This window comes from Zhihengliuella sp. (assembly GCF_031178195.1).
GTDB lineage: Bacteria > Actinomycetota > Actinomycetes > Actinomycetales > Micrococcaceae > Zhihengliuella.
Genome location: NZ_JAPSJL010000012.1, coordinates 19,489 through 44,824 on the forward strand (window position 1 = coordinate 19,489; position 25,336 = coordinate 44,824).

The 25,336-nt window shown below is 72.4% G+C and carries 22 protein-coding genes and 1 pseudogene; 5 read left to right on the forward strand and 18 right to left on the reverse strand.

Going from position 1 to position 25,336, the window contains the following annotated elements:
* Nucleotides 1–90 precede the first annotated feature (90 nt).
* The 17 genes from dprA to ftsY all read right to left on the reverse strand — a co-directional run bounded on the left by dprA (nt 91) and on the right by ftsY (nt 14,871).
* Nucleotides 91–1,338, reverse strand: coding sequence for a DNA-processing protein DprA (gene dprA / locus RIN46_RS13725; protein ID WP_309081868.1), 1,248 nt, complete (start codon nt 1,336–1,338; stop codon nt 91–93).
* Nucleotides 1,335–2,939, reverse strand: coding sequence for a YifB family Mg chelatase-like AAA ATPase (locus RIN46_RS13730; RefSeq protein ID WP_309081869.1), 1,605 nt, complete (start codon nt 2,937–2,939; stop codon nt 1,335–1,337). The genes dprA and RIN46_RS13730 overlap by 4 nt, the downstream gene beginning before the upstream one ends.
* Nucleotides 2,936–3,292 (reverse strand): YraN family protein, encoded by a 357-nt coding sequence (locus tag RIN46_RS13735; protein WP_309081870.1) that lies wholly within the window; start codon nt 3,290–3,292, stop codon nt 2,936–2,938. Before RIN46_RS13735 ends, RIN46_RS13730 begins: the two co-directional genes overlap by 4 nt.
* Nucleotides 3,293–3,402: 110 nt before the next feature.
* A complete protein-coding gene (locus RIN46_RS13740) occupies nt 3,403–3,729 on the reverse strand; it encodes a DUF2469 domain-containing protein (protein ID WP_309081871.1) in 327 nt (108 codons plus the stop codon).
* A 72-nt stretch (nt 3,730–3,801) separates the two neighbouring features.
* Entirely contained in the window at nt 3,802–4,512 is a 711-nt protein-coding gene (locus RIN46_RS13745) for a ribonuclease HII (protein ID WP_309081872.1), read from the reverse strand.
* A gap of 1 nt (nt 4,513) precedes the next feature.
* Nucleotides 4,514–5,266 (reverse strand): signal peptidase I, encoded by a 753-nt coding sequence (lepB, locus tag RIN46_RS13750; protein ID WP_309081873.1) that lies wholly within the window; start codon nt 5,264–5,266, stop codon nt 4,514–4,516.
* Between the two features lie 55 nt (nt 5,267–5,321).
* Nucleotides 5,322–5,996 carry a signal peptidase I gene (lepB, locus tag RIN46_RS13755; protein ID WP_309081874.1) on the reverse strand — a complete coding sequence of 225 codons (675 nt, stop codon included), beginning with the start codon at nt 5,994–5,996 and terminating at the stop codon, nt 5,322–5,324.
* Between the two features lie 13 nt (nt 5,997–6,009).
* A complete protein-coding gene (rplS, locus tag RIN46_RS13760) occupies nt 6,010–6,369 on the reverse strand; it encodes a 50S ribosomal protein L19 (RefSeq protein ID WP_309081875.1) in 360 nt (119 codons plus the stop codon).
* A 231-nt stretch (nt 6,370–6,600) separates the two neighbouring features.
* The gene (trmD, locus tag RIN46_RS13765) at nt 6,601–7,476 is read right to left on the reverse strand and encodes a tRNA (guanosine(37)-N1)-methyltransferase TrmD (RefSeq protein WP_309081876.1); all 876 of its coding nucleotides are present in this window, start codon (nt 7,474–7,476) and stop codon (nt 6,601–6,603) included.
* 1 nt (nt 7,477) lies between these two features.
* A complete protein-coding gene (gene rimM, locus RIN46_RS13770) occupies nt 7,478–8,011 on the reverse strand; it encodes a ribosome maturation factor RimM (protein WP_309081877.1) in 534 nt (177 codons plus the stop codon).
* 180 nt (nt 8,012–8,191) lie between these two features.
* A complete protein-coding gene (locus RIN46_RS13775; RefSeq protein ID WP_309081983.1) occupies nt 8,192–8,434 on the reverse strand; it encodes an RNA-binding protein in 243 nt (80 codons plus the stop codon).
* 2 nt (nt 8,435–8,436) lie between these two features.
* Nucleotides 8,437–8,856 (reverse strand): 30S ribosomal protein S16, encoded by a 420-nt coding sequence (gene rpsP, locus RIN46_RS13780; protein ID WP_309081878.1) that lies wholly within the window; start codon nt 8,854–8,856, stop codon nt 8,437–8,439.
* A 184-nt stretch (nt 8,857–9,040) separates the two neighbouring features.
* Nucleotides 9,041–10,594 carry a signal recognition particle protein gene (ffh, locus tag RIN46_RS13785; protein WP_309081879.1) on the reverse strand — a complete coding sequence of 518 codons (1,554 nt, stop codon included), beginning with the start codon at nt 10,592–10,594 and terminating at the stop codon, nt 9,041–9,043.
* A 258-nt stretch (nt 10,595–10,852) separates the two neighbouring features.
* Nucleotides 10,853–11,191 (reverse strand): P-II family nitrogen regulator, encoded by a 339-nt coding sequence (locus tag RIN46_RS13790; protein ID WP_309081880.1) that lies wholly within the window; start codon nt 11,189–11,191, stop codon nt 10,853–10,855.
* A 23-nt stretch (nt 11,192–11,214) separates the two neighbouring features.
* Entirely contained in the window at nt 11,215–12,492 is a 1,278-nt protein-coding gene (locus RIN46_RS13795; protein ID WP_309081881.1) for an ammonium transporter, read from the reverse strand.
* 213 nt (nt 12,493–12,705) lie between these two features.
* Nucleotides 12,706–13,662 carry an SGNH/GDSL hydrolase family protein gene (locus RIN46_RS13800; RefSeq protein WP_309081882.1) on the reverse strand — a complete coding sequence of 319 codons (957 nt, stop codon included), beginning with the start codon at nt 13,660–13,662 and terminating at the stop codon, nt 12,706–12,708.
* Between the two features lie 9 nt (nt 13,663–13,671).
* A complete protein-coding gene (gene ftsY / locus RIN46_RS13805) occupies nt 13,672–14,871 on the reverse strand; it encodes a signal recognition particle-docking protein FtsY (protein WP_375141887.1) in 1,200 nt (399 codons plus the stop codon).
* 38 nt (nt 14,872–14,909) lie between these two features.
* Between ftsY and RIN46_RS13810 the strand changes: the two are divergent.
* Nucleotides 14,910–16,148, forward strand: a pseudogene (locus tag RIN46_RS13810) (MFS transporter); the annotation flags it as partial.
* Here the strand turns inward: RIN46_RS13810 and smc are convergent.
* A complete protein-coding gene (gene smc / locus RIN46_RS13815; RefSeq protein ID WP_309081883.1) occupies nt 16,105–19,833 on the reverse strand; it encodes a chromosome segregation protein SMC in 3,729 nt (1,242 codons plus the stop codon). The pseudogene RIN46_RS13810 and the gene smc sit on opposite strands and share 44 nt — an antisense overlap.
* 251 nt (nt 19,834–20,084) lie before the next feature.
* Here smc and RIN46_RS13820 point away from each other — a divergent pair, with 251 nt between their 5' ends.
* From RIN46_RS13820 to RIN46_RS13835, 4 genes are all read left to right on the forward strand, one after another.
* Nucleotides 20,085–21,635 (forward strand): peptidoglycan DD-metalloendopeptidase family protein, encoded by a 1,551-nt coding sequence (locus tag RIN46_RS13820; RefSeq protein WP_309081884.1) that lies wholly within the window; start codon nt 20,085–20,087, stop codon nt 21,633–21,635.
* 130 nt (nt 21,636–21,765) lie between these two features.
* Nucleotides 21,766–22,650, forward strand: a complete 885-nt coding sequence (locus RIN46_RS13825; RefSeq protein ID WP_309081885.1) for an ABC transporter permease — start codon at nt 21,766–21,768, stop codon at nt 22,648–22,650.
* Between the two features lie 4 nt (nt 22,651–22,654).
* Complete coding sequence (locus RIN46_RS13830; protein WP_309081886.1) at nt 22,655–23,548, forward strand: ATP-binding cassette domain-containing protein; 894 nt, start codon at nt 22,655–22,657, stop codon at nt 23,546–23,548.
* On the forward strand, nt 23,548–25,335 hold the full coding sequence (locus tag RIN46_RS13835; RefSeq protein WP_309081887.1) for a hypothetical protein: 1,788 nt from the start codon (nt 23,548–23,550) through the stop codon (nt 25,333–25,335). Before RIN46_RS13830 ends, RIN46_RS13835 begins: the two co-directional genes overlap by 1 nt.
* The last annotated feature ends 1 nt before the right edge of the window (nt 25,336 follow it).

Here is a 25,336-nt window from a genome sequence, read left to right on the forward strand (position 1 = left end):
AGCCCGCCGCAGCGCTCGGGCCGCCACGCCGCCCGCTGCTTTCCGCGGGCCGCCGGCGTGCTCACCGTGGCGCCGCAGGGCCGGCCCGCCCTACCCGGAGCGACGCCACCCGCCCGCTTCCTCCACGGCGAGGCCGCGCGCCCTGAGACGCGAGAGACCCCCGAGGACGGCGCCGACGCCCAGTCCGGCGACCGAGCAGAGCTTGTCCGGCGTGGTGCGGCCCCGGGCCGGAAGCGCGTCGTAGAGCAGCAGGTCCTGGACGTCCAGCCCGTCGTGCGGTCGCCGCCCCGGATCGGAGGCGGTCGGGTCGGTACCGTCGGCCTCGGCCCCGCGGGTGCCTGCGGGGACACCCGAGCCGGTCAGCTCGAGCACGTCCTCGGGGCGGGTGACGGCGACGGCGCAGCCCTCGCTCAGCAGCCGGTGGCAGCCCGCCGAGTTGGCGGAGAAGATGGATCCCGGGACGGCGCCGACGTCGCGGCCGATCTCGGCGGCCCGCCGCGCCGTGGTGAGGGCGCCCGAGCGCCAGCGGGCCTCCACGACGACGGTCACGCGGCAGAGTGCCGCGATCAGCCGGTTGCGCAGGAGGAACCTCCATCTCGTGGGCGAGGCGCCGGGGGGCACCTCGGCCAGCACGACCCCCTGCGAGGCGACGGCGCGGAGGAGGTCCTCATTGCCGGCGGGGTAGAAGCGATCCACGCCGCCGGCCATGACAGCGATGGTGGCCGGCCCGACGCTCCCCTGCTGGGTCGCGAGGGCGGCGCGGTGCGCGGCCGCATCGATGCCGTACGCGCCGCCGGAGACGATCACCAGCCCGCGCCCGACGAGGGGCGCGACGAGCTCGTGCGCCGCCCGCACGCCGTACTCGGTGGCGTCACGGCTGCCGACGAAGGAGACGAGCCGGTCCGCGGCTGCCCCGAGGCCCGCCGCAGCGGATTCCTGACCGCGCCACCAGAGGCAGAGCGGCGCGCCCGGGCCCAGCGCCTCGAGCTGCCGTGGCCACTCGGCATCCTCCGGGGTGAGAAGTCCGCCGCCGAGCCGTTCGATGGTGGCGAGATCCCTTTCGGGCACCGCGTCGGCCAGCCGCGGGCGCCACCGTTCCAGGCCGGCGGCGACGTGGAGTTCGCGCCGGGTCGCGGCGGCCGCACCGAGCAGGTCGGCGACGTCCTGCTGCACGGAGGCCGGGACGGCTGGGTGCTCCCGCGCCACGAGACGCAGTGCTGCGACGGGTCCGAGCACCTGCACCAGCGCTGCTCCGGTGAGGTCGCCGGGTTCGATGAGCCGGGAGAGGGCTGCCCGGGCCCGTCGAGGGTCGTCGATCGTGCTCAGATGCTGGGTCATGCGGAGGCCTCTCGGTGTTGGCGGAGCTGGAGTGCGATGTCGAAGTCCGCCTTCGCGGGCCGCTCTGCTCCCCGGAGGTCGGCGATGGTCCAGCCGATCCGCAGGACGCGGTCGATCCCCCGGGCTGAGAGCCAGCCATGCTCTGCGGCCCGGTTGATCTGAGCCGTCTCCCTCGGCTGCGGCGCCAGCTCGGTCCGCAGCAGCCGCCCCGGGATCTCCCCGTTGTGGGAGAGGCCGTAGCGTTCGAGGCGCTGCGCCTGCCGGCAGCGTGCAGCCGCCACGCGTGCGGCGATGTCCGCACTGGACTCCGGCGTCGGCCCTGACGTGAGCTGAGTGGGCGGGACCCGGGGGACGTTGATCTGCAGGTCGATCCGGTCCAGGAGCGGTCCCGAGAGCCGGGACAGATAGCGGCGGCGGGCCAGCGCAGTGCACTCGCAGTCGTGGCCCGGCGAACCGGTCCGGCCGCACGGGCAGAGATTCGCGGCGAGGACCAGCTGGAACCGGGCGGGGTAGGTCGCCGCGCCTCCGGAGCGATGCAGGGTCAGCTCACCGGCCTCGAGGGGTTGCCGAAGGGCGTCGAGAACCTTCGCCGGGAACTCCGGGGCCTCGTCGAGGAACAGGACTCCGCGGTGGGCGCGGCTGGCCGCACCCGGATGCGGGACGCCGCTGCCGCCTCCAATGAGGGCGGCCATGGTCGTGTTGTGGTGGGGTGCCTCGAGCGGCGGCCGGCGCATCAGCGCGCTGATCGCTCCCCGACCGTGGAGGGAGTGGATGGCCGTCACCTCGAGCGCCTGCGCATCATCGAGGTCCGGCAGGATCCCCGGCAGGCGTTCGGCCAGCATGGTCTTGCCTGCGCCGGGCTCGCCGCTGAGCAGCACGTGGTGGCCGCCGGCGGCGGCGACCTCCAGCGCGTAGCGCGCCAGGCCCTGGCCCCGGACATCGGCGAAGTCGGGCCGGGAGCTGTCCCGCGCTGCGGCCCGCCGAGCTGCGTCCTTCCCGGTCGAGCCGTCGCTGCCCGTCGACGGATCGTGGCGCGCCGAGCCGCTCGCGACCGCACCGTGCCCTGCCCCGTGACGGACCAGCAGGCTCGTGTCGACCCCGAGGTGCGCGAGCAGCTCGCCGGCGTGCTCGAAGGCGCGCACGTCGACCCCGGGCACGAGCCGGGCCTCGTGGAGGTTCGCGCCCGGCACGACCACGCGCCGGATACCGTGCGCGGCCGCCGCCAGCACGGCCGGCAGGACGCCGGCGACGGGCCGGATCGTCCCGTCCAGCCCCAGCTCGCCGATGAACGCCGCGTCCGGCACGACGGGGATGGCACCGTCTGCGCTGAGAGCGGCGACCAGGATCGCGAGGTCGAGCCCGGAGCCGCGTTTGGGCAGCGCGGCGGGCAGGAGGTTCACGGTGATCCGGCGCGGGCTCAGCGGCAGGCCGGTGTTCCGGGCCGCCGACCGGATGCGGTCGCGGCTCTCGGCCAGAGCCGCGTCGGGCAGTCCGAGCAGGACGAAAGCCGGTAGGCCACCGCCGATGTCTGCCTCGACCTCGACGACATCGCCCTGCAGTCCCGTCAGCGTGATCCCGAGGGCCCGGCCGAGAGCGCTCATGCGCCCACGCCCCGGTAGTGGTCCAGCCGGTACCCGTCGGCGTCGAAGACGATGGCGACGACGTCCACCCGCAGGTCGGCCCCGCGGCGCCCGTGCCTGCGCTGCCATTCCCAGGCGAGGCGGTGGAGCCGGACGAGCTTGGCTCCCGCCACCGCCTCGGCACCGTGTCCATAGCGGTGCGAGGTGCGGGCCTTGACCTCCACGGCCACGTCCGTGCCGCCGTCGTGGGCGAGGATGTCGAGCTCTCCCCGCCGGCTGCGCCAGTTGCGGTCGACGACTTCGAGCCCGACCTGGCGCAGGTAGTCGGCGGCGAGAGCCTCTCCGCGGGCCCCGATGTCCTGATGGTGTGTCATGAGTACCTCCGACCCCAGCGTGGCCGGAAACGGAAGGACCCCGATCCGGTGGATCGGGGTCCTGGGGACTGCGGCGTGCGCGCGGAGCGCTGTGGAGGACGAGTGGAGCGTCAGGCCCCGTCCATCCCCGTCGCCTTGGGCACGGTCAGCTCGTCGTGGGCGAGCTCCTCGACGTTCACGTCCTTGAACGTGATCACGCGGACCTGCTTCACGAACCGGGCGGTGCGGTAGACGTCCCAGACCCACGCGTCCTGCAGCGTCACGTCGAAGTACACCTCGCCGTCGGCCGAGCGCGGCGAGACGTCGACCTGGTTGGCCAGGTAGAAGCGCCGCTCGGTCTCGACGACGTAGCTGAAGAGGTTCACCACGTCGCGGTACTCGCGGTAGAGCTGCAACTCCATGTCGGTCTCGTAGTTCTCGAGGTCTTCTGCGCTCATTTTCCCTCCTGGTTGAACGGCTATTGTCCCCCACCGCGTGGCCGCGGCGCGCATGCCCGGTGCGTCGGGCGGTCAGACCAGGCGCCAGCTGCGGCGGTGGCGTGGGCTCGGCCCGTGCTCGCGCAGGGCGGCGCGATGCGCTTCCGTGCCGTAGCCCTTGTTCTCGGCCCAGCAGAAGTGCGGCTCGTCCCGGTGGTACTGCACCATGAGCCGGTCGCGCTCGACCTTGGCCAGCACCGAGGCCGCCGCGACGCTGAGGCACGCGAGGTCGGCCTTGATCCGGGTGCTGACGCGCGGGAACGCTCGGCCGGGATCGGCACCCTCCGGAGCCACGGTCAGGGCGGCCTCGAAGAGGCTGGTCTGCGGTTTCGGGCTGAGCCAGTCGTAGTTGCCGTCCACGAGGACGACGTCGGGCCGGTGGACGGCGCTGGCGGCCTCGAGGGCCCGGCGCCCGGCGAGTCCGACGGCGGCCGAGAGGCCGACGTCGTCGATCTCGCCCGGGCTGGCGTGGCCGACGCCCCAGCCGAGCGACCACTCACGAATCGGCTCCACGAGCGCCTCGCGGGCGGCGGCCGTGAGCAGCTTGCTGTCGCGCGGGCCCTCGAGCAGCACGGCGACGGCGGGGTCCACCACGACGACGCCCACGGTGACCGGGCCGGCCAGGGCACCCCGGCCGACCTCGTCGCAACCGGCCACGAGCCTCTCGCCCGCGCCCAGCAGGCCGGTCTCGACGCGCAGGTCGGGCGCCGTGGCGGTCCTCGGCGGGCTGACGGTCCGCGGCACCCTAGCGGCCCCCGCCCTCGTGCCCGACGCCGGTGGCCGGACGGGACGGCTCGCCGACCCGCGCGAAGACGTCCTCGTCCGTGCTGAGCGGCTGGATCCGGTCCAGCGGCCACGCGATCGCGACGGCCGTGCCCTCGACGTCCTCGATGTCGATGAACCCGGCGCCGCGGTCGTGGTGGTAGCGCGAGTCGGCGGAGGCGTCGCGGTGGTCTCCCATCACCCAGATCTTCCCCTCGGGGACGGTCACGGCGAACGGCAGATCGGACGGAGCCGCACCCTCGCTGACGTAGGACTCGTCGATCGCGGTGCCGTTGACCTCGACCCGCCCCTCGGTCCCACAGCAGCTCACGGTGTCCCCGGGCAGTCCGATGACCCGCTTGACGAGGTGCTGGCTGGCCAGGTCCGGTGCCAGCCCGACGAAGACGAGCGCGTCCTGGAGCGGGTTCTGCTGGACCACCGGGGCCGGGCCGAGCCATCCGAGCTCGTCCTGGAAGACGACGACGTCGCCGCGGGCGAGCTCGAAGGGGCCGGGCACCATGAGGTTCACGAAGATGCGGTCGTTGATCTCCAGCGTCGGCTCCATGGAACCGGAGGGGATGTAGAAAGCGCGGAAGAAGAACGTCTTGATGATGAAGGAGATCACCAGGGCAGCGCCGACGATCAGGAGGACCTCGCGGAGCCAGGCCCAACGTCCGGGACGGTTCCGGCCGGGGTCCCGTCCGGGCGATGCCGCCGCGGCTGCGTTCTCGTTCACGACTGTCCTTCCGAATCCGTTCCGCCGGCGCTGGCGCCGGCTCTGGCAACTCTAGTCACTGCTGCGTGCCCTGCGCGTCGGATCCGAGCCGCCCGCCGCGCTCCGGCGGCCAGACGATCCGATCCACCCGGCCGACCACGCGCTCCACCGGGATCACGCCCCCGCCCGGGGCTCCGAGCAAAGCCCGGGAGTCGGTCGAGTCCGACCGGTGGTCGCCCATGACCCAGATCCGGCCGTCGGGCACCGTGACGTCGAACGCCGTCGTGCTCGGTGCGTCCCCCGGATGCAGGTAGGGCTCGCGGACTGGCTCGCCGTTGCGCACCAGGCGGCCGTCGGCGTCGCAGCAGACCACGTGATCGCCGGGCGCGCCGACGACGCGCTTGACGAAGTAGTCGTTGCCGCCGGCGAGTCGCAGCCCCTCGACGAGGTCGCGGACGACGTCGGGCGAGCGGTACGGCGCCAGCGTGCCGGTCCCGTCGAAGACGACGACGTCTCCGGCCTCGGGGGCGCCGCCGGCGTAGGCCAGCCGGTTGACCAGAAGCCCGTCGCCGGGACGCAGGGCAGGGGTCATCGACGCGGAGTCGATGTAGAAGAAGTCCACGACGGTCGCCCGCAGGAGCAGGGCGATGACCGCGGCGGCGGCGAGGACGGGGACGACGAAGCGCCAGTCCCGCGAACGGGACCGGCGCTTCGCGTGGCCCCGCGCGGGGGCCGTGGAGGAGTCGAGCAAGACCGGTTCGGGCCTACTTGCCGGCGCTGAAGTCGCGCTTCTCCTTGATGCGGGCAGCCTTGCCGTGGCGGTCGCGCATGTAGTACAGCTTCGCGCGGCGGACGTCGCCGCGGCTGACGAGCTCGATCTTCTCGATGACCGGCGTGTGCACCGGGAAGGTGCGCTCCACGCCGACGCCGAAGGAGACCTTGCGGACCGTGAAGGTCTCGCCCACGCCGCTGCCCTGGCGGCCCAGGACGAAGCCCTGGAAGACCTGGACACGGGTGTTCTTGCCTTCGACGATGTTGACGTGCACCTTGACGTTGTCGCCCGGGCGGAAGTCCGGGACGTCGCTGCGCAGGGATGCCGCGTTGACGGAATCGAGGATGTTCATATCGCTTCTCCTTCGATGGACGCCGCAGGTCATCCACCGTGGACGCGGTCCGCAGCCGCTGACGCGGGAATGCGGGGACCGGAGGTGTTCGCGCCGGACGCGGGTTGGGCGTCCGGGTCCTGACTGTTGGTCGGCTCCCCCTGCGGCAGGAGGCCGGCCCAGTAGGCACGGAGCACCATTATTCCACAACCGGGCGCGGGATGCGGCCAGCCGTGACGAGGGCGGAGCCCGCTACTCGGCGTGAGGCTGCACACCCTCCGCGCCGACGTGGAAGCCGAGTTCGTCCAGCAAGGCGCGGTCCGCCCGGTCCAGGGACTCCGGGTCGAGTTCGAGGACGAGGTCGGGACGCCGGTCGGCGGTCCGGCGGAGCTGCTGGTCGCGACGCCAGCGCGCGATGCGGGCGTGGTTGCCGGAGAGCAGGACCTCGGGCACCTCGCGGTCCTGCCACTGCGCCGGTTTCGTGTAGACGGGATACTCGAGGAGCCCGTCCGAGTGGGACTCCTCGACGAGTGACTCGGGGTTGCCGACGACGCCGGGCAGGAGTCGGCCGATGGCCTCCACCATCGCCAGGACGGCCACCTCTCCCCCGTTGAGGACGTAGTCGCCCAGGCTCACGGGGCGGACATCGAAGCGGTCCTCGGCCCACTCGATGACGCGCTCGTCGATGCCCTCGTAGCGTCCGCACGCGAACACCAGGTGGCGGCGCTCGGCGAGGTCGTAGGCCATCGCCTGGTTGAAGACGGCGCCGGCGGGCGAGGGGACGATCAGCACCGGACGCTCGGGCGGCTCGGCGTCGGACGCCGGCGTCTCCGCGCCCTCGTCGCCCTCCGCTGCCGCGGCGGCCGGATCGACGTCGACCGGCCGGGTCGCCAACGGGCCAGACTCATCGATCCGCTCGAGCACCTCGGACCACGGCTGCGCCTTCATGACCATGCCGGCACCGCCCCCGTAGGGGGTGTCGTCGACGGTGCGGTGCCGGTCGTAGGTGTGGTCGCGGAGGTCGTGCACGGCGAGGTCGATGAGCCCGTCCCGGCGGGCCTTGCCGATGAGGGACAGGTCCAGTGCGGCCAGGTACTCGGGGAAGATGCTGACGACGTCGATCCGCACCCTAGCGCTCCTGCCCGCCGCTCGCGCGGTTCACGTCCAGCAGCCCGGGCGGCGGCGTGGCGACGACCTCCCCGGCGTCGACGTCGACCTCGGGGACGATCTCCTCCACGAACGGCAGGAGCACCTCCTCGCCGTCGTCCAACTCGACCTCGAGGAGGTCCTGGACGGTGCCGGAGCGCAGACCGGTGACCCGTCCCACGCGCTGCCCGTCGACGACGAGGGCGAGGCCGACCAGTTCGTGAGCGAACCACTCGTCGCTCTCCTCGGAGTCGGACTCCTCGTCGGCCTCGATGAAGAGGCGTGCACCGCGGAGCTCCTCGGCGCGATTGCGGTCGGCGACCTCCTCGAACGTCAGCAGCAGGATCTCCTTGTTCCAGCGGGCCCGGGTGAGCGTGAGCGGTCCGTGCTGCTCGGGCTCGACGGCGAACACGCTGCCGGGGACGAACCGGTCCTCCGGCGCATCGGTCGTGATCTGCACCGTGACCTCGCCGCGGATACCGTGCGGCTTGCCGATGCGTGCCACCTGTAGGCGCATGACTACTCCTCGTGCTGGGTCTGCTGGTGCTGGGTCTGCTGGTGCTTGGGTGCTGGTCCGTGGGGCGAGACCCGCCGGTCCATCCTAGTCGGGAACGGGCGCCCCGGACGCGAGAGGACCCGCACCCCCTGACGATGTCAGTGGGTGCGGGTCCTCTCGGAAGGCGGTGCGGCTGACGGCCTAGCGGCGTCGGTCGGTGTCGACCACGTCGACGCGGACGGCTTCGCCGCCCGCGAGGCCGGCGACGACCGTGCGCAGGGCCTTGGCGGTGCGGCCCTGTCGACCGATCACCCGCCCGAGGTCGTCCGGGGCGACCCGGACCTCGAGCACATCGCCACGTCGGTTCTCGCGGACGGCGACCTCGACCTCATCGGGCGAGTCGACGATCCCGCGGACCAAGTGGTCGAGGGCCTCAGCCAGCATCACTACTCGGCCTCGGTGGTCTCAGCCTCGGCGGCCTCCTCGGCCGGAGCCTCGGACTTGTCGGCCTTCGGGGTGATGGCCTCGGGCAGGATGACCGAGTCCTTCTCCGGGGCGACGTAGGCCTCGGAAGCGACCTTGGTCTTCAGGGTCCCCTCCTGGCCCTCGATGCCCTTGAACTTCTGCCAGTCGCCGGTGATCTTGAGGATCGCGGCGACCTGCTCGGTCGGCTGGGCGCCGACGGACAGCCAGTACTGGGCCCGCTCGGACTGGACCTCGATGAACGAGGGCTCCTCCGTCGGGTGGTACTTGCCGATCTCCTCGATGGCACGGCCATCGCGCTTGTTGCGCGAGTCCATGACGACGATGCGGTAGTACGGGGCGCGCGTCTTGCCGAAGCGCTTCAGACGAATCTTAACGGCCACTGGTGTGGTCACTCCTGTTTCTAAAGGGGCGAACCGCACACCTCTGCACCGTGGGGCGGGCCAGCGTGTGGGTTCTCAAGGACGAGATACACGCGCAGTGAGAGGGACCGCGCGGATCAAGTACCCGACCATTATGCCAGAGAACCCCCGGCGGGCGCGAACGGCCGCGGCCGCGCGCCCGCGACTACTTCACGAACTTCTCGAAGCCCTTGGGCAGGTCGAGGCTGGACGGGTCGAAGTCCTGGGCACCGGCCTGGCCGAAGGCAGCGCCGGTCGGGCTGGCCGACTTGCGCTTCGCAGCCTCCTGCTCGGCCTGGGCCGCCTTGGCGGGGTTGCCGAACTTCTGCTTCTTCTTCGACTTGCCGCCGCTCTTCTTGCCGCGCCCGGGCCCGCCGCCGGGCATCCCGGGCATACCGCCACCGGCGGCCATCCGCTTCATCATCTTCTGCGCCTCACCGAAGCGCTCGATGAGCTGGTTGACCTCGGAGACCTGCACGCCGGAGCCTCGGGCGATCCGGGCGCGGCGGGACCCGTTGAGGATCTTGGGGGCGTTGCGCTCATGCGGCGTCATCGACCGGACGATCGCCTCGATGCGGTCGATCTGGCGCTCGTCGAACTGCTCGAGCTGCTGGCGCGAGATGGCCGATCCGGGCATCATCGCGAGCATCTTCTTCATCGAGCCCATCTTGCGGACCTGCTGCATCTGGGCGAGGAAGTCGTCCAGCGTGAAGTCCTCGCGGTCAGCGAACTTCTTGGCCATCCGCTGGGCCTCGTCCTGGTCCCAGCTCTTCTGCGCCTGCTCGATGAGGGTGAGCACGTCGCCCATGTCGAGGATCCGGCTCGCCATGCGGTCCGGGTGGAAGACCTCGAAGTCGCCGGGGCCCTCGCCGGTGGAGGCGAACATGATCGGCTTGCCCGTGACGTGCCGCACCGAGAGCGCCGCGCCGCCGCGGGCGTCGCCGTCGAGCTTGGAGAGCACCACGCCCGTGAAGTCGACGCCCTCGTTGAAGGCCTGCGCCGTCTCGACGGCCGACTGGCCGATCATCGAGTCGATGACGAACAGCACCTCGTCGGGTTCGACCGCGGCGCGGATGTCCGCGGCCTGCTGCATCATCTCGGCGTCGACGCCGAGGCGGCCCGCGGTGTCGACGATGACGACGTCGTGGAGCTTCGCCCGGGCCTCGGCGACGCCGTCGCGTGCCACGGCCACGGGGTCGCCGGTGACGGACTCGAACTCGCTGGAGACGCCCGGGTGCGGCGCGTACACGGGGACGCCGACGCGTTCGCCGTTGACCTGGAGCTGCTTCACGGCGTTGGGGCGCTGGAGGTCGCAGGCGACCAGCAGCGGGGTGTGCCCCTCCGACTTCAGGTGGCGGGCCAGCTTGCCCGCGAGTGTGGTCTTGCCGGCGCCCTGGAGACCCGCCAGCATGATGACGGTCGGCGGGTTCTTGGCCAGACGCAGCCGCCGGGTCTCGCCGCCGAGGATGTCCACGAGCTGGTCGTTGACGATCTTGACGACCTGCTGGCCCGGGTTGAGGGACTTGCTGACCTCCTCCCCGAGCGCGCGCTCCTTGACGTGCGCCACGAACTCGCGGACCACGGGCAGCGCCACATCGGCGTCGAGCAGGGCGCGGCGGATCTCGCGGACGGTGCCGTCGATCTGCGCTTCGGTGAGACGGCCCTTGCCACCGAGGTTCTTGAAGGTAGCTGTCAGGCGGTCGGAAAGTGAGTTGAACACGTGCCGGTGACTTCTTTCGATCGGGCAGCTGCGCGGGGGTGCTCCCCCGCCGGATTCGACTACCTAGACTATCAATTCCCCGCCGGTCGAATCCCCACTGCCCGGCCCGGCCCTCGCACCGCTCCCGACGGGGGTCGGCGATGCGGGAGCCGGGAAGGGCGCCGACGACGAGGGGCGGCGGTGCCTCCTCCGCACCGCCGCCCCTCGTCGTCGTCCCGCTGTTCCGCCGCGCGACCAGAGGGCCGCGTCGCCGCGTGATCAGAGGGCGGCGTCGCCGCGTTCGCCGGTGCGGACGCGAACGGCCTCCTCCACGGGGACCACCCAGACCTTGCCGTCCCCGGCGCGCCCGGTGTTGGCGGTGGCGACGAGGACGTCGACGATGTCGTCGGCCCACTCGTCGGAGACGAGGACCTCGACGCGGGCCTTCGGCAGCAGGTCCACCGTGTACTCCGCACCGCGGTAGACCTCGGTGTGCCCGCGCTGGCGGCCGTAGCCGCTGGCCTGACTGACGGTGAGTCCCTGGACGCCGTAGCTCTCGAGGGCCTCGCGGATGCCGTCCAGCTTGTCGGGACGGATGATGGCGGTCACGAGTTTCATGGTCTGACGCCTTTCTCGGTGGATTACTTGCTGAGTTCGAGGTGGCCGGACGTGGCCGGGTGCGGGACGAAGCTCCCGGCGCTGGTGCCCAGGCCGCCGTACTCGTAGCCGGTCTCGGCGTGCTCGGCGAGGTCGATGCCGGTCTGCTCGTCGGACTCGCTGATGCGGAACCCGATGGTGCGGTGGATCGCGAGGCCGATGGCCAGCGTGGCGGCGCCGGTGTAAGCCATCGAGACGACGGCGGCGACGGTCTGCGCGCCGAGCTGCTCGAAGCCTCCGCCGTAGAGCAGGCCCGTGTCGCGGGCGATGAACCCGAGGGCGAGCGTGCCGATCAGGCCGGAGACGAGGTGCACGCCGACGACGTCGAGCGAGTCGTCGTATCCGAAGCGGTACTTGAGGCCGACGGCCAGGGCGGAGGCGGCACCGGCGACGACTCCGAGGCCGACGGCGCCCAGCGGGGAGACGTCGGCGCAGGCTGGGGTGATCGCCACGAGGCCGGCCACCACGCCGGAGGCCGCGCCCAGGGAGGTGGGCTTGCCGTCGCGGATGCGCTCGGTGACGCACCAGGCGACCAGGGCGGCGCCCGGTGCCACCATCGTGTTGATCCAGATCAGTCCGGCCTCCGCCGGGTCGGAGGCCGCGCCGCCGTTGAAGCCGAACCAGCCGAACCAGAGCAGGGCGGCGCCGAGCATGACGAACGGGATGCTGTGGGGGCGCTGGCCGGGGTCCCGGCCGAAGCCCTTGCGCTGACCGAGGATGAGGGCCAGCACCAGACCGGCGACGCCGGCGTTGATGTGGACCACGGTGCCGCCGGCGTAGTCGATGGCCTCCCCGGCCCAGCTGCCGATGGCGCCCTCGGCGGAGAGCAGACCGCCGCCCCACACCCAGAACGCGACGGGCGCGTAGACGAGCGTCACCCAGACCGGGACGAAGAGGCACCAGGCGCCGAAGCGCGCCCGGTCGGCGATGGCCCCGGAGATCAACGCGACCGTGATGATCGCGAACGTGCCGGCGAATCCGGCGCCGATCAGGTCCTCGGTGCCGATCAGGCCGGCGAGGCCGAACTGCTCGAACGGGTTGCCGAAGAGCCCGCCGACGCTGCTGCCGCCTCCGGCCATCGAGTTGCCCCACAGCACCCACACCACGGCAGTGATGCCGAGCGCCACGAAGCTCATCATCATCATGTTCAGCACGCTCTTCGCGCGGGTCATGCCGCCGTAGAAGAAGGCGAGCGCGGGCGTCATGAGCAGCACCAGGGCCGCGCAGACCATCATCCAGACGTGAACCGGTTGCAGTTCCATGTCCGTCCTCCTGTGTTCGAAAGGGAATCCGGCGATCTCTCGCCTTCCCCTCCAGAGAACCGGAGCCGTGTTACCCCTCCCGCGCCGGGGCGTTTCGGCCCGGTAACGACGACGGCCGCCGCGTGAAGATCACGTGGCGGCCGTGTAACGGGCGCGTTTCGCGGGTACCGGGGCACCGTTTTCCGGCCGGCAGGCCGCCGGAGTCGGCGCCGTTCAGCCGCCGAATCCGCGCCGGTGCAGCAGGCGCAGCGTCCGGTCGGCCTTGCGCCGGATCCGGTAGGTCCGCCAGTGGCGGCCGCCGGGCAGCAGCGGCACGAGCGCAGCTGCGAACAGCCGCGCGAACTCGTCCTGTCCCGCGTGATTCAGGTGCAGGTCGTCGTAGAAGAGCTCGGGCCGGTCGGCGATCAGCGCGCTGGCATCGATGAATGCCGTCCCGGGGAACATCCGGACGTTCCGCCGCACCTCGGCGACCAGCGCGCGGCGCAGGGACATCACGCGGTCGTAGGTCGCGCGGTCGGCGAAGCGCTTCCGGAGGTACTCGGACTCCTCGTACGGCTCGTCCCGCAGCGGAGACGTCGCCAGCACCAGGTTGATGTGGAAGGCCCGCCGGATGGTGCGCACGACGTCGAGCAGCCGGTGCAGCGCCTCGAAATCGGGGACGGTCACCGGTGCCTCGTACTCGGCGTCGACGACGGGCACGAGCGGCGAGTGCCGCTCGGTCCGGGTCCAGTAGCCGCCCTCGCGGTCGAGCACGTCGGTGTCGGACTGCGGGACGAAGAGCACCACGGTGTCATTGGGTCGCAGGAGCGGGACGATCTTGTTCAGCAGCACGTTGACGAGCTGCAGGGTCGTCGCACCCGAGTAGCCGCCGTTGAAGCAGCGGTGCACGGGACCGCCGTCGCGCAGGCGCCGCTCCACCTGGGAGACGAAGCGGCGGTCCTCGTCAGCGTACATGGACTCCACCAGCGACCCGCCCAGGAAGTAGACCGCCGGTCCGCGCAGGCCGGTGTTACCGGTCTGCAGGAAGCCCTGGCGGTCGGTGCGGGCGCGGAACGGGCCGCGTGCCAGTGTCCCGTCCGTCCGCCGGCGGTACCGGTCGGCCGGCTCGTGCCAGACGTCGCGGTTGGGCGTCTGCTCCTTGAGCCGGATGAACCGCTTGCGCGGGGGCACGGTCGGCGCTCAGTCCAGCAGCGCGTCGACGAAGTCGCCGGGCTCGAACGGGGCCAGATCGTCCGGTCCCTCGCCGAGGCCGACGAGCTTGACGGGCACGCCGAGCTGACGCTGGATCGCCACGACGATCCCGCCCTTGGCGGTGCCGTCGAGCTTGGTCAGGACGATGCCCGAGATGTCGACGACCTCTGCGAACACCTTCGCCTGGTTCAGGCCGTTCTGGCCGGTGGTGGCATCGAGGACCAGCAGGACCTCGTCGACCGTGGCCTGCTTCTCGATGACGCGCTTGATCTTGCCGAGCTCGTCCATCAGGCCGACCTTGTTCTGCAGACGCCCGGCAGTGTCGACCATGACGACGTCGACCTCCTGCTCGATGCCGGCCTTGACCGCCTCGAACGCGACCGAGGCGGGGTCGGCGCCGTCCACGTCGCTGCGCACCGTCGGAACGCCCACGCGGGCGCCCCAGGTGGCCAGCTGCTCGGCGGCGGCCGCGCGGAACGTGTCCGCCGCCCCGAGGAGGACGTCCTTGTCCTCCGCGACGAGGACCCGCGCCATCTTGCCGATCGTCGTCGTCTTCCCGACGCCGTTGACGCCGACGACCATGACGACGGCGGGGCGGCCCTCGCGCCGGTCGGAGGCGATCGAGCGGTCCATCTCCGGGGCGAGGAGCTTCACGAGCTCCTCCCGGAGCATGGCGCGCACCGCGTCGGGCTCGCGCAGGCCCTCGACGGTCACCCGCTCGCGCAGCGTGTCGACGAGCTCCATGGTGGCGTCCGTGCCGAGGTCCGCGAGGAGCAACGTCTCCTCGATCTCGTCCCAGACGTCGTCGTCGATGCGATCCTGGCTCAGCAGGCGCAGCAGGCCCTTGCCGAGGGCGTTGTTGGACTTGACCAGCCGCGCGCGCAGTCGGGCCAGGCGGCCCAGGGCGGGCTCGGGCACCTCGAGCGGGACAGCCTCGGCCTCCGTCTCCTCGACGGGGAGCGCGGCCTCGACGGCAGGAGGGGCGGCGGGGACGGGCTCGCCGGTCCCCGGCGGCGCCTCGGCCGTCGGCGCTCCGGCCGAGCCGGTGGGCGGATCGTTCTCGTCGCGGGTGGTCGGGTACGTTCCGGGCTTCGTCTTGCGGCCGCGCAGCAGGAAGGCGACCCCGATTCCGAGGCCGAGGACCAGGACGACGGCGACGACGATGGTCAGGATCAATTCGATAGGCACCCGTCCAGCTTACCGACCGCGCCTAGAATGGGCGGGCCATGACCTCCCCCGCGCCGTCGCCCTCCCCCGTCAGACCCACCATCCCCGTCGAGATCCGCGTCCTCATCGGCGCGGCGTTCGTCATCGCCATCGGGTTCGGGATCATCGCCCCACTGCTGCCGCAGTACGCGTCGAGCTTCGGCGTGTCGGTGACGGCCGCCAGCGTCATCGTCTCCGTGTTCGCATTCACGCGCCTGCTGTTCGCCCCGCTCTCCGGGCGCTTCACGGACCGGCTGGGCGAACCGGTGGTCTACGTCGGCGGCGTGCTGATCGTCGCCGTCTCCACGATCCTCGTGGGGCTCGCCGGCAGCTACGAGCAGCTGCTCGTCTATCGTGCCCTGGGCGGCATCGGCTCCACGATGTTCACCGTCTCGGCGATGTCGCTCATCGCCCGGCTCGCCCCGCCGGAGATCCGCGGACGCATCTCCGGCCTGTACGCCACCGCGTTCCTGCTCGGCTCGATCGCGGGGCCGGTGGTCGGCGGCCTGCTGGCCGGATTCGGCTACCGGCTGCCGTTCTTCCTCTACGGCGGGGCGCTCGTGGTCGCCGCCGCGATCGTCCACTTCTCCCTGGCCCGCGTGCGCCGCCGAGCGGCACTCTCCAGCGCCGGCGCGGAGGACGAGGGCCCGGCGCCGGCCCCCGTCCCCGCACTGACCGTCCGGGAGGCGCTGGACTCGCCCGTCTACCGGGCGGCGCTCGTCTCCGGGTTCGCGAACGGCTGGACGAACTTCGGCGTCCGGGTCGCGATCCTCCCGCTCTTCGTGGCCCACGTGTTCACCCAGCACAGCGCCGAGCTCGCGGGCCTCTCGCTCGCGGTCTTCGCGGCGGGCAACGCGGCCGTGCTGACGTTCTCCGGCCGCGTCACCGACCGCTACGGACGGCGCGGCCCGGTGATCGTCGGGCTCGCCGTCGGATCCGTGGCCATGGGCGCGATGGGCTTCACCGAGAGCGTGGCCGCACTCCTGGCTCTGTCCGTGGTGGCCGGCATGGGCATCGGCTTCATGAACCCCGCGCAGCAGGCCGCCGTCGCCGACGTCGTCGGGCAGGGCCGCAGCGGCGGGAAGGTGCTCGCGGGATTCCAGATGGCCACGGATCTGGGGGCGATCATCGGGCCGGTGCTCGCCGGGTGGCTGGCCGACCTCTGGGGCTACCAGTGGTCCTTCGGCGTCGCCGGGGCGGTCGGGCTGGTCGGCGTCACCGCGTGGCTGCTGGTTCCGGCGCGCCCAGCGAGTCCGGAGCCTCCGCGGACGGCTCCCGCCGCGGACTCCCGGCCCGGTGCTCGCCGTCGTCCCGGCCTCGATCAGCGCGGGTCCCGTCGGTCCGCGCCAGGCGCTGACTGATCACCTGCGTGACGCCGTCCCCGCGCATGCTCACGCCGTAGAGCGCGTCGGCGACCTCCATCGTGCGCTTCTGGTGGGTGATGACGATCAGCTGGCTCGACTCGCGCAGCTCCTCGAAGATCGTGATCAACCGGCCGAGGTTCGTGTCGTCCAGCGCCGCCTCGACCTCGTCCATGACGTAGAACGGCGAGGGCCGGGCCTTGAAGATGGCCACCAGCAGGGCGACCGCCGTGAGGGACCGCTCGCCCCCGGAGAGCAACGAGAGCCGCTTGACCTTCTTCCCGGCCGGACGGGCCTCGACCTCGATCCCGGTGTTGAGCATGTCGTCCGGGTCGGTGAGCACCAGCCGGCCCTCGCCCCCGGGGAAGAGTCTCCCGAAGACCCGCTGGAACTGCGCCTCCGTATCCGCGTAGGCGGCGGCGAAGACCTCCTGCACGTGCTCGTCGACCTCACGGATGATGTCCAGCAGATCCTGCCGCGACTTGTTCAGGTCCTCGAGCTGGCCGGTGAGGAACCGGTGGCGCTCCTCGAGGGCCGCGAACTCCTCGAGGGCCAGCGGGTTGACCTTGCCGAGCGAGGCGAGATCGCGCTCGGCGCGTTTGAGCCGTTTCTGCTGCTCCGCCCGGTCGAAGGGCACGCCGGTCGGAACGGGGGTGCCGTCGTCGTCGACCTCCTGGCGGAGCTCCGCCCACTTGTCCTCGGCGTCCGCGACGGGGACGGGCACGTGCGGACCGTAGGTCTCGATCAGATGCTCCGGGGTGAGCCCGAGCTCCTCGACGGCGCGATCCTGCAGCTGCTCGATCCGCAGCCGCTGCTCGGCCCGGGCCATCTCGTCCCGGTGCGCCCGATCGGTCAGCTGCGCGGCCTCGGTGGCCAGCTGGTCCACGATCCTGCGGGCGTCGGCGAGCTCGGCCTCGAGGCGGCGCCGTGTGGACTCCGCCTCCTCGAGCCTGACCTGCGCGGTCTCGAGGGAGCGGCCCACGAGCCGCTCGCCGTAGGCGGCGGCCTGCGCCACGGCCCGGGCGGTGGCGGCCTGCCGGGCGCGCACCGCGGCGCGCCGGGCCGCCTCCTCGCGGGCGCGGCGCTCGGTCTCGGCCGCCCGGCGGAGCGATTGGATCCGACCATTGAGGTTGGACGCGCGCTCCTCGCCGCTGCGCAGGGCGAGGCGGGATTCGACCTCCCGCTGACGGGCGGCCGCGGCGGCCGCGTTCAGGCGGTCCCGCTCGGCGCTCGAGGGCTCGGCCTCGTCGGCCGGCTCCTCCTGGGCCGCGTCGAGCCGGACCGCCAGGTCCTCGAGCGCCTCGAGCTCGCGTTCGATGCTCTCCTGGGCCGCGGCCGCCTGGGCCTCGAGGCGCTCGTTCTCGGCGTGGGCCTGCCGCAGGGTCGCGGACAGTCCGGCGAGCTCGCGGCTAATCCGGGCGTTCTTCGAGTCGGCGCTCCGCTGGGCCTCGCGGGCCTCCTCGGCAGCGTCCTGCGCGGCGCGGAGCTCCTCGCGCAGCGCCTCCATCCCCTCGGTCAGCTCGGCATCAGCGGCGCGGGCGGACTCCAGGTCGGCGTCCACGGCCTCGAGCTCGGCGTGCTGCTCGAGGAGCGAGGGCGTCTTGGCGGTGCCGCCCTCCACGGTCGCGGCCGTGACGATGTCCCCGTCCATCGTCACCGCGCGGACCTCCGCGGAGGACGCGACGGCGTCGAACGCGGCGGCGAGGTCCGGGACGACGACGGTGTCCGCCAGCAGGCGTCCGACGGCGAGCGCCACGGCGGGCGCGGGGGTCACGAGGTCCACCGCGGCTCGTGCCCCGGGGGCCTGGGCGACGACGCGCGCGACGGCTGCGGCCGCGCGGTCGGTGTCCCGGGCCGAGCGGTGCTCCGGTCCGTCGGCGCAGAGAAGGTGGAGGCGCCCCGTCTGATCGCCCTTGACCCGCTCCACGAGTGACCGGGCGGTCGCCGGCTCGGCCACGAGCGCCTCGGCGTAGCCGCCGAGGGCCGCCGCGACGGCGGTCTCCGCACCGGCCTCGACGCCCATGTGCTGCGCGAGTCGTCCCTGCAGCCCGGCGGGCGCCGTCTCGAGCACGTCGGCGCTGGCGTCGCGGCGCACGAGTGCGGCCTGCAGTGCGTGGCGGCGGGCCGAGAGCCCGGCGATGGTGCCGTGGCTGTCGCGCAGCTCGAGCTGGAGCTCGTCGCGCCGGGCGGAGAGCTCGGCGACGCGCGCCGTCGCGGCGTCCAGGGTCTCGACGTGGGATTCGTCGCCGGTCTCCTGGTGGGCGGCCTGCTGCTCGAGGATCGTGAACTCCTCCTGGGCCCGTTCGCGGCGCTCGGCGGCCTCGCGGGCGGCGGCTCGGAGCCGGTCGCGCTCGCCCTCGGCGGCCTCGACGCGGCTGCGGGCGGCGGCCACCTGGCCGGCGAGCCGGGCCAGGCCCTCGCGCCGGTCGGCGGCGGCCCGCAGCAGCGTGGTCATGCGCTGCTCCTCGGCGGCCGCGGCCTCCTCGGCGGCCGCGCGTTCGGTGACGGCGTCCTCCAGGGCCTCGGCGTACTCCTCGTTCTGCTCCTGGAGTTCCTCGAGCTCCTCGGCCAGGAGGTCGGCCTGCTCGGCGAGGCGGTCGGGATCGCGCCCGCCGTCGTCCTCGGCGCCGTCGGACTGGCCCAGCAGGCGGGCGCGCTCCCCGGCGAGCCGGGCCAGGGAGCGGAAGCGCTCCTGGGCCGAGCCGAGCCGGTAGACGAGGTCGCGGGCGGCGTTCGTGGCCGGCGTGGCGTGCGCGGCCTGGGCCTCCAGTGCGGCCAGCTGGCGCCTCGCGGCGTCGAGCCGTGAGTCGACGTCCGCCTGACGAGCCTTGATCTCCGCCTCCTCGGCGAGGTCCTGGGACAGCGCCTCCCGAAGGGTGACCAGGTCGTCGGCGAGGAGGCGCGACTTCGCGTCGCGGAGGTCGAACTGGACGGACTGGGCGCGCCGGGCGACGGCGGCCTGCTTGCCGAGCGGGGTGAGCTGGCGGCGGATCTCGCCGGTGAGGTCCTGCAGGCGGGCGAGGTTGGCCTGCATCGCGTCGAGCTTGCGGAGGCTCTTCTCCTTGCGGCGGCGGTGCTTGAGGATGCCGGCGGCCTCCTCGATGAAGCCGCGTCGGTCCTCGGGGGTGGCGTGCAGGACGCGATCCAGCTGCCCCTGTCCGATGATGACGTGCATCTCCCGGCCCAGGCCGGAGTCGGAGAGGAGCTCCTGGATGTCCAGGAGCCGGCAGGGCTCGCCGTTGATGGCGTACTCGCTGCCGCCGGCCCGGAAGAGCGTCCGCGAGATCGTGACCTCGGAGTACTCGATCGGCAGGGCGCCGTCGGCGTTGTCGATGGTCAGGGAGACCTGGGCCCGGCCCAGTGGCGGACGGCCGGACGTCCCGGCGAAGATGACGTCCTCCATCTTCCCCCCGCGCAGGGTCTTGGCCCCCTGCTCCCCCATGACCCAGGCCAGGGCGTCCACCACGTTGGACTTCCCGGAGCCGTTGGGACCGACGACGGCGGTCACGCCCGGCTCGAAGTCGAAGGTGGTCGCGGACGCGAAGGATTTGAAACCGCGGATGGTGAGCGATTTCAGGTGCATGGCGCGGAGGCCCTTCGGAGTCGGCGGATGGGTTCGATGGCTGGGGTCGGCGGCAGGGTGCCCGGATGGGGACGCGGTACCCAATTTACCGCTCCCCCTGTCATTTGCCGGGAACTCTGGCGGTCGCGTCCGCCTACCTATAGCCTCTTGATCAATGTTTGGTTTCTGAAGTGTTCGGTTTCCGATCGCGGCGCCGCGGGCGTCCGCATCACGGGGGAATGATGGCATCTGCTGCAGGGGCGTCCGATCCGATGCGCAGGGGCAGGCACGGTGCACGGCACCTGTCCCGTCCGGCCGAGCCCGTTCGCGTCGCGGGTGGACCGGCCGGGACGCCGGATCCCCCACCCGAGCTCGTGGTCGCCCGGCACTCGATCTCGGCCCGAGGTGACCGTACCGCCCTCCCGCCCGAGCCCGCCATCGGCCCCCGGGGCGCCGGGGCCCTGCTCCCCCGCGCCGCCCGCCGTCGGCAGCTCCAGCGGCGGCGGCTCCAGCGGGCCGGCCTCCAGCATCGGAGCCTGCAGGGCCTGGCGATGGTCGCCGTTGCCGCGATGGCCGTCCTGGGCGCCGGCGGCAGCACGCTCACGGCCGCCACTGCGAAGGAACGGCACATCGGCTCGGTCCCGGTGGAGGACGTGGTGGCCACGACGACCGCCGCCGGACTGGACGGCTACGGACGGGTGGCGCCCGTCGTCGTACCCCTGACCCTGGGCGGCGACCCGGGCACCGTGGCGGCCTCGACCCGCGGCGGCCCCGAGGTCTCCGTGGATGGCAGCGCGGCCGACGGGGAGTCGGTGGTCCGCGCTCTGGACACCGTCCAGCTGGTGGGCGCGGCCGCCGGTCTGCCCGGTGGTCTCAGGCTGGCCCACCCGGTCGCGAACTTCCGGCTGACGAGCCCGTTCGGCTGGCGCAACAATCCCACCGGGCCCGGCCGGCACATCCACATCGGCCAGGACTACGCGGTGCCCTGCGGCGCGCCCGTTCGCGCCTCGGAGGCCGGCACCGTGGTCCAGTCGGCCTGGGCGGGGCATTCGGGGTACCGGGTGCGCATCGCCCATGGCAGCGGGGTGGACACGGCCTACAGCCACAACTCCGTGCTGATCGCCAAGGTCGGCGAGAAGATCGCACAGGGCCAGCTGATCGCCCTCGCCGGGACCACCGGCAACTCGACGGGCTGCCATGTGCACTTCGAGGTCTACCGCGACGGCAAGTGGACGAATCCGGCGGCCTACGTGCCGCGCGTGCCGGGCCAGCCGATCCCGCTGACCCCCGAGGAACTGGAGCGGATCCGGACCGCGGACAATCCGCCGCGCGGGGCCGACCCCTCCGCGCCCCCGCTCGTTCCGGCCGGGTCGGAGAAGCCGGGCCGGGACCGTACCCCGCCCTCCAGGGAACCGAGCCCGTCGTCGCCGGCGCCGACACCGACGGAACCGGGCAAGCCCTCCACCGCCCCGTCGCCCACCGCACCGGCGGATCCACCGCCGAGCCCGACACCGAGCACTCCTGCGTCGCCGAGCCCGAAGCCGACGACTCCTGCCCCGTCGAGCCCCGCGCCCACATCGCCCGCTCCGGGCAGCCCGGACCCCTCGGAGCCGGCGCCGTCGAAACCGGCGCCCTCGTCACCGGCGCCGAAGAGCCCGGCGACCACGAGCCCGGCGCCGTCCAGGTCTGCATCGACAAGCTCCGCCCCCGCCGCGTCGGCTCCTGCGACGAAGAGCAGCCCGGCGTCCTCGCCCGCGCCGGCGACGCAGAGCACGTCCACCGTCGTCGATGCCGTGGAGTCCGTGGCCGGGCTCGAACCGTAGACAGGTCCGGGCTCAGGACCTTCTCAGGTTGTGACGGACTCCTCCGCCCCCGCGCGAGTCCTCCGACTCGGTGCGCCACGCGAGGCTCTAAAGTAGGACGAGCACACAAGCGAAAGGCGTCAGCGAGCACATGACGGAACAGGTCACGCCGATCGGCGGCACCCAGCGAGTCCAGGTCTCACCCGAGGGACTCGTCAAGGTCGGCGCCCGGCCCGGATTCTTCGAGTACGCACGGCAGATCTGGCAGTTCCGGTCGTTCATCCACTTCGACTCGCGTTCGCGCATCGCCACGGGCAACAGCGACGACGCCCTGGGTCGGATCTGGCTGGTCCTAAACCCGATCCTGAACGGCGCCACGTACTTCTTCGTCTTCGGCGTCCTGCTGAACACCGCCAAGGGCATCGAGAACTTCATCGCCTATCTGATCATCGGCGTTTTCATGTTCCGGTTCACGACCGGGTCCATCACCCAGGGCGCCCGCGCCCTGAACAACAACCAGTCGATGATGCGCGCCTTCAACTTCCCGCGCGCCACGCTGCCGCTGGCCGTGAACGTCCGCGAGCTGATGTCCCAGGTCATCGTCATCACCACCATGCTGGTGCTCATCCTCGCCATCCCGCCGCTGGAGCGGATCACCTGGCTGTGGTTCCTCCTCGTCCCGGTGGTCCTCGTCCAGTTCCTCTTCAACCTGGGCCTCAGCCTGCTGCTCTGCCGGATCGTCACGCGGCTCCCGGACGTCGTCAACCTCATCTCGTTCGGAACGCGGATCTGGCTCTACCTCTCGTGCGTCTTCTTCTCGCTGGAGCGCTTCGAGAACCACCCGGGCATCTACCAGGCGATGCAGCTGAACCCCCTCTTCTGCGTCCTGGACATCACGCGCGACATCCTGCTCTACGGGAACGTCCCGAGCCTCGAGCGCTGGGCCGTGCTCGGTGCCTGGACTCTCGTGCTGCTGATCGTCGGCTCGATCGCCTTCTGGAAGGCCGAAGAGTCCTACAACCAGGAAAGGGCCTAGAGGCATGACCGAGCAGAATCTCGAGCAGGGCATCACCCAGGACGCTCCGCAGAACGACGAGCCGGGCCTGGACCGCGATGTCGCCGTCGTCGTCGACCGCGTGTCCATGACCTACAAGGTCCGGGCCAAGGACGACGAGGGCAAGCGCACGCTCCGCCGCCGAGCCCTGGACTTCATCGGCACCGCCACGGTGGACGTCCACGCCCTCAAGGAGCTCACGTTCGTAGCGCACCGGGGCGAGAGCGTCGGCGTCATCGGCACCAACGGCTCGGGCAAGTCCACGCTGATGAAGATCCTCACCGGGCAGATCAACCCGACGAGCGGCACCGTCCACGCCACGAGTACGCCCGTGATGCTCGGCGTCAACGCGGCCCTGCAGCCGCAGATCTCCGGCAACGACAACATCACGCTGGGCTGCCTGGCCATGGGCATGACCCGCCGGCAGCTGGAGGCCAAGCGCGAGAGCATCATCGCCCTGGCCGGCCTGCAGGACTCCATCCACCTGCCCCTGAAGTCCTACTCGTCGGGTATGTCCGCGCGCCTGCAGTTCGCGATCGCCACCTCGATCGATCCGGACATCCTCATCATCGACGAGGCGCTCAACACGGGCGACGCGCAGTTCCGGGAGAAGACCCGGCAGCACCTGGACTCCCTCCGCGGCCAGGCCGGCTGCGTCTTCCTGGTCAGCCACTCCTTGGGCACGATCCGCGAGATGTGCAGCCGCGTGCTCTGGATCGAGCGGGGCGAGCTGATCATGGACGGCGACCCGGCCGAGGTCACCGAGCAGTACAACTCCTACGCCGGCCAGATGGGCCGCGGCCGGATCAAGCGTCCCCGCCAGCAGCGCGAGGCCCTGAAGAAGCAGCTGGTCAAGACCGACGTCGTCTGGAGCCCGTAGTGCCGCGGCCCAACGCCGCGCGGCTGCCGGCCGGGGTGCGGAAGATCGCCCGCGCCGGCCGGGCCCGCGCCCAGCGAGTCAGGGACCGGGCCACCGACCGCGCCACACTGCTCGCGCTGCGCGCCGCGACGCCCCCCTGGCGGGAGGGTATCCCGGAGAGTGCCTGGCCCGCCCTCGGTCCCCGCGACCGGCGCGCCGTCGCCGACGTCGACGACCCCGTGTCCTACTTCCTCCCCCTGGCCGAGCCGTGGCGCCTGCGCGCCGTCCTGCGGCCCGATGCCAGGAACAGCGTCGTCCTCATCCTGGCCTCCGGCGGCAGCCCCCCGGCCCTGCCCGCCGCGGAGCGCGCCCGATTCCTCGTGGTCGTCTCGGTCGACGGCACGCCCGTCCCCACCCCGACGGAGCTGCCCCGCGGTTCGCGCATCCTGAGGGTCCGCCTCCCCAACGCCGGGCAGTACCTGGCCCTCCTGAACTCGTGCGCGGCCGTGTGGGCGCCGGAGGACGCCGACGAGGGGCTGCTGGCGCCCTGGATCCTGGCCTCCCGTCTCGCGGGTGTCCCGGTCCGCCGCTTCGCGCCGGGCACGCGTCTCTCGGCCCAGCCCCGGTACCGCGACGAGCCCGGCTACGGGGGCGGCCCCTGGGGCGCGGAGCGCCGCCGCACCCGCCTCGGCGCGCTCAGCGAGCTGTCCGCCGCGCGCGAGCCGGGCGGAGCCCTGCGGGAGGCGCGGACCACCACGGACGACGACGTCGTCGCCGCACCTGGGGCCTCCCCGGGGGCGGGACCGCGCGCGCAGGTGCGCGAGTCGCGCCGCATCCTCCTGGCCGGCCACGACCTCAAATTCACGCCTGAAATCGTCGCCGCGCTCGAGACCGCCGGCCACGAGGTCCTCGTGGACCAGTGGGAGGGGCACAACCGCCACCGCACCGACCGCTCCCGCGAGCTGGCCGCGGACGTCGACGTCGTCTGGTGCGAGTGGGCCCTGGGCAACTCGGTCTGGTTCACCCGGAACGTGCCGGCCTCCACCCGCGTGGTCACGCGCTTCCACCTCCAGGAGATCACCACCGACTTCCCGCGGCACATCGGGTTCGACGGCGACCGGCACATGGTCTTCGTCGGCGAGCACATCCGCCGCGAGGCGAACCGGCACTTCGGCTGGGCCCGCATGAAGACCAGCACCATCACCAACGCCGTGCGCGTCCCGGAGCAGGCCACGCTCGGCGACCCGCACCGGATCGGGATGGTCGGCGTGACCCCGGCACGCAAGGGCCTGGCGACGGCACTGGACCTGCTCGAGGAGCTGCGCGCCGTCGACCCCGCCTACGCACTGCACCTGAAGGGCTACCGCCCCACCGACTACGCCTGGTTCCGGGAGCGCTCCACCGAGCAGGAGTACTTCCAGGAGCAGTACCGCCGGATCGAGCAGTCGCGCCTGCTGCGCGGCGCCGTCCACTGGGACGGCTACAGCGCCGATCTGGACCCCTGGTACGCACGGATGGGCGTGGCGCTGTCCACCAGCGACTTCGAGTCCTTCCACTTCACACTCCCGGACGGGGCGGTCCGCGGCGCCGCGCCGCGCTCCCTCGCCTGGCCGGGCAGCGACCTGCTCTACCCGCCGCAGTGGCTCGCGGCGGACGCGACCGGGCTGGCCGAGTCGATCCTCCCGCTGCGCGATCCGCAGGTCCACGCCGCCGCCGTAGCGGAGGCGGACGCGTACTGCCGCGCCCGGTATGCGACGGAGGTCGTGGTGGAGGAATTCGTCGGAGCGCTGCTCGGCGGGCGCGGCTGAA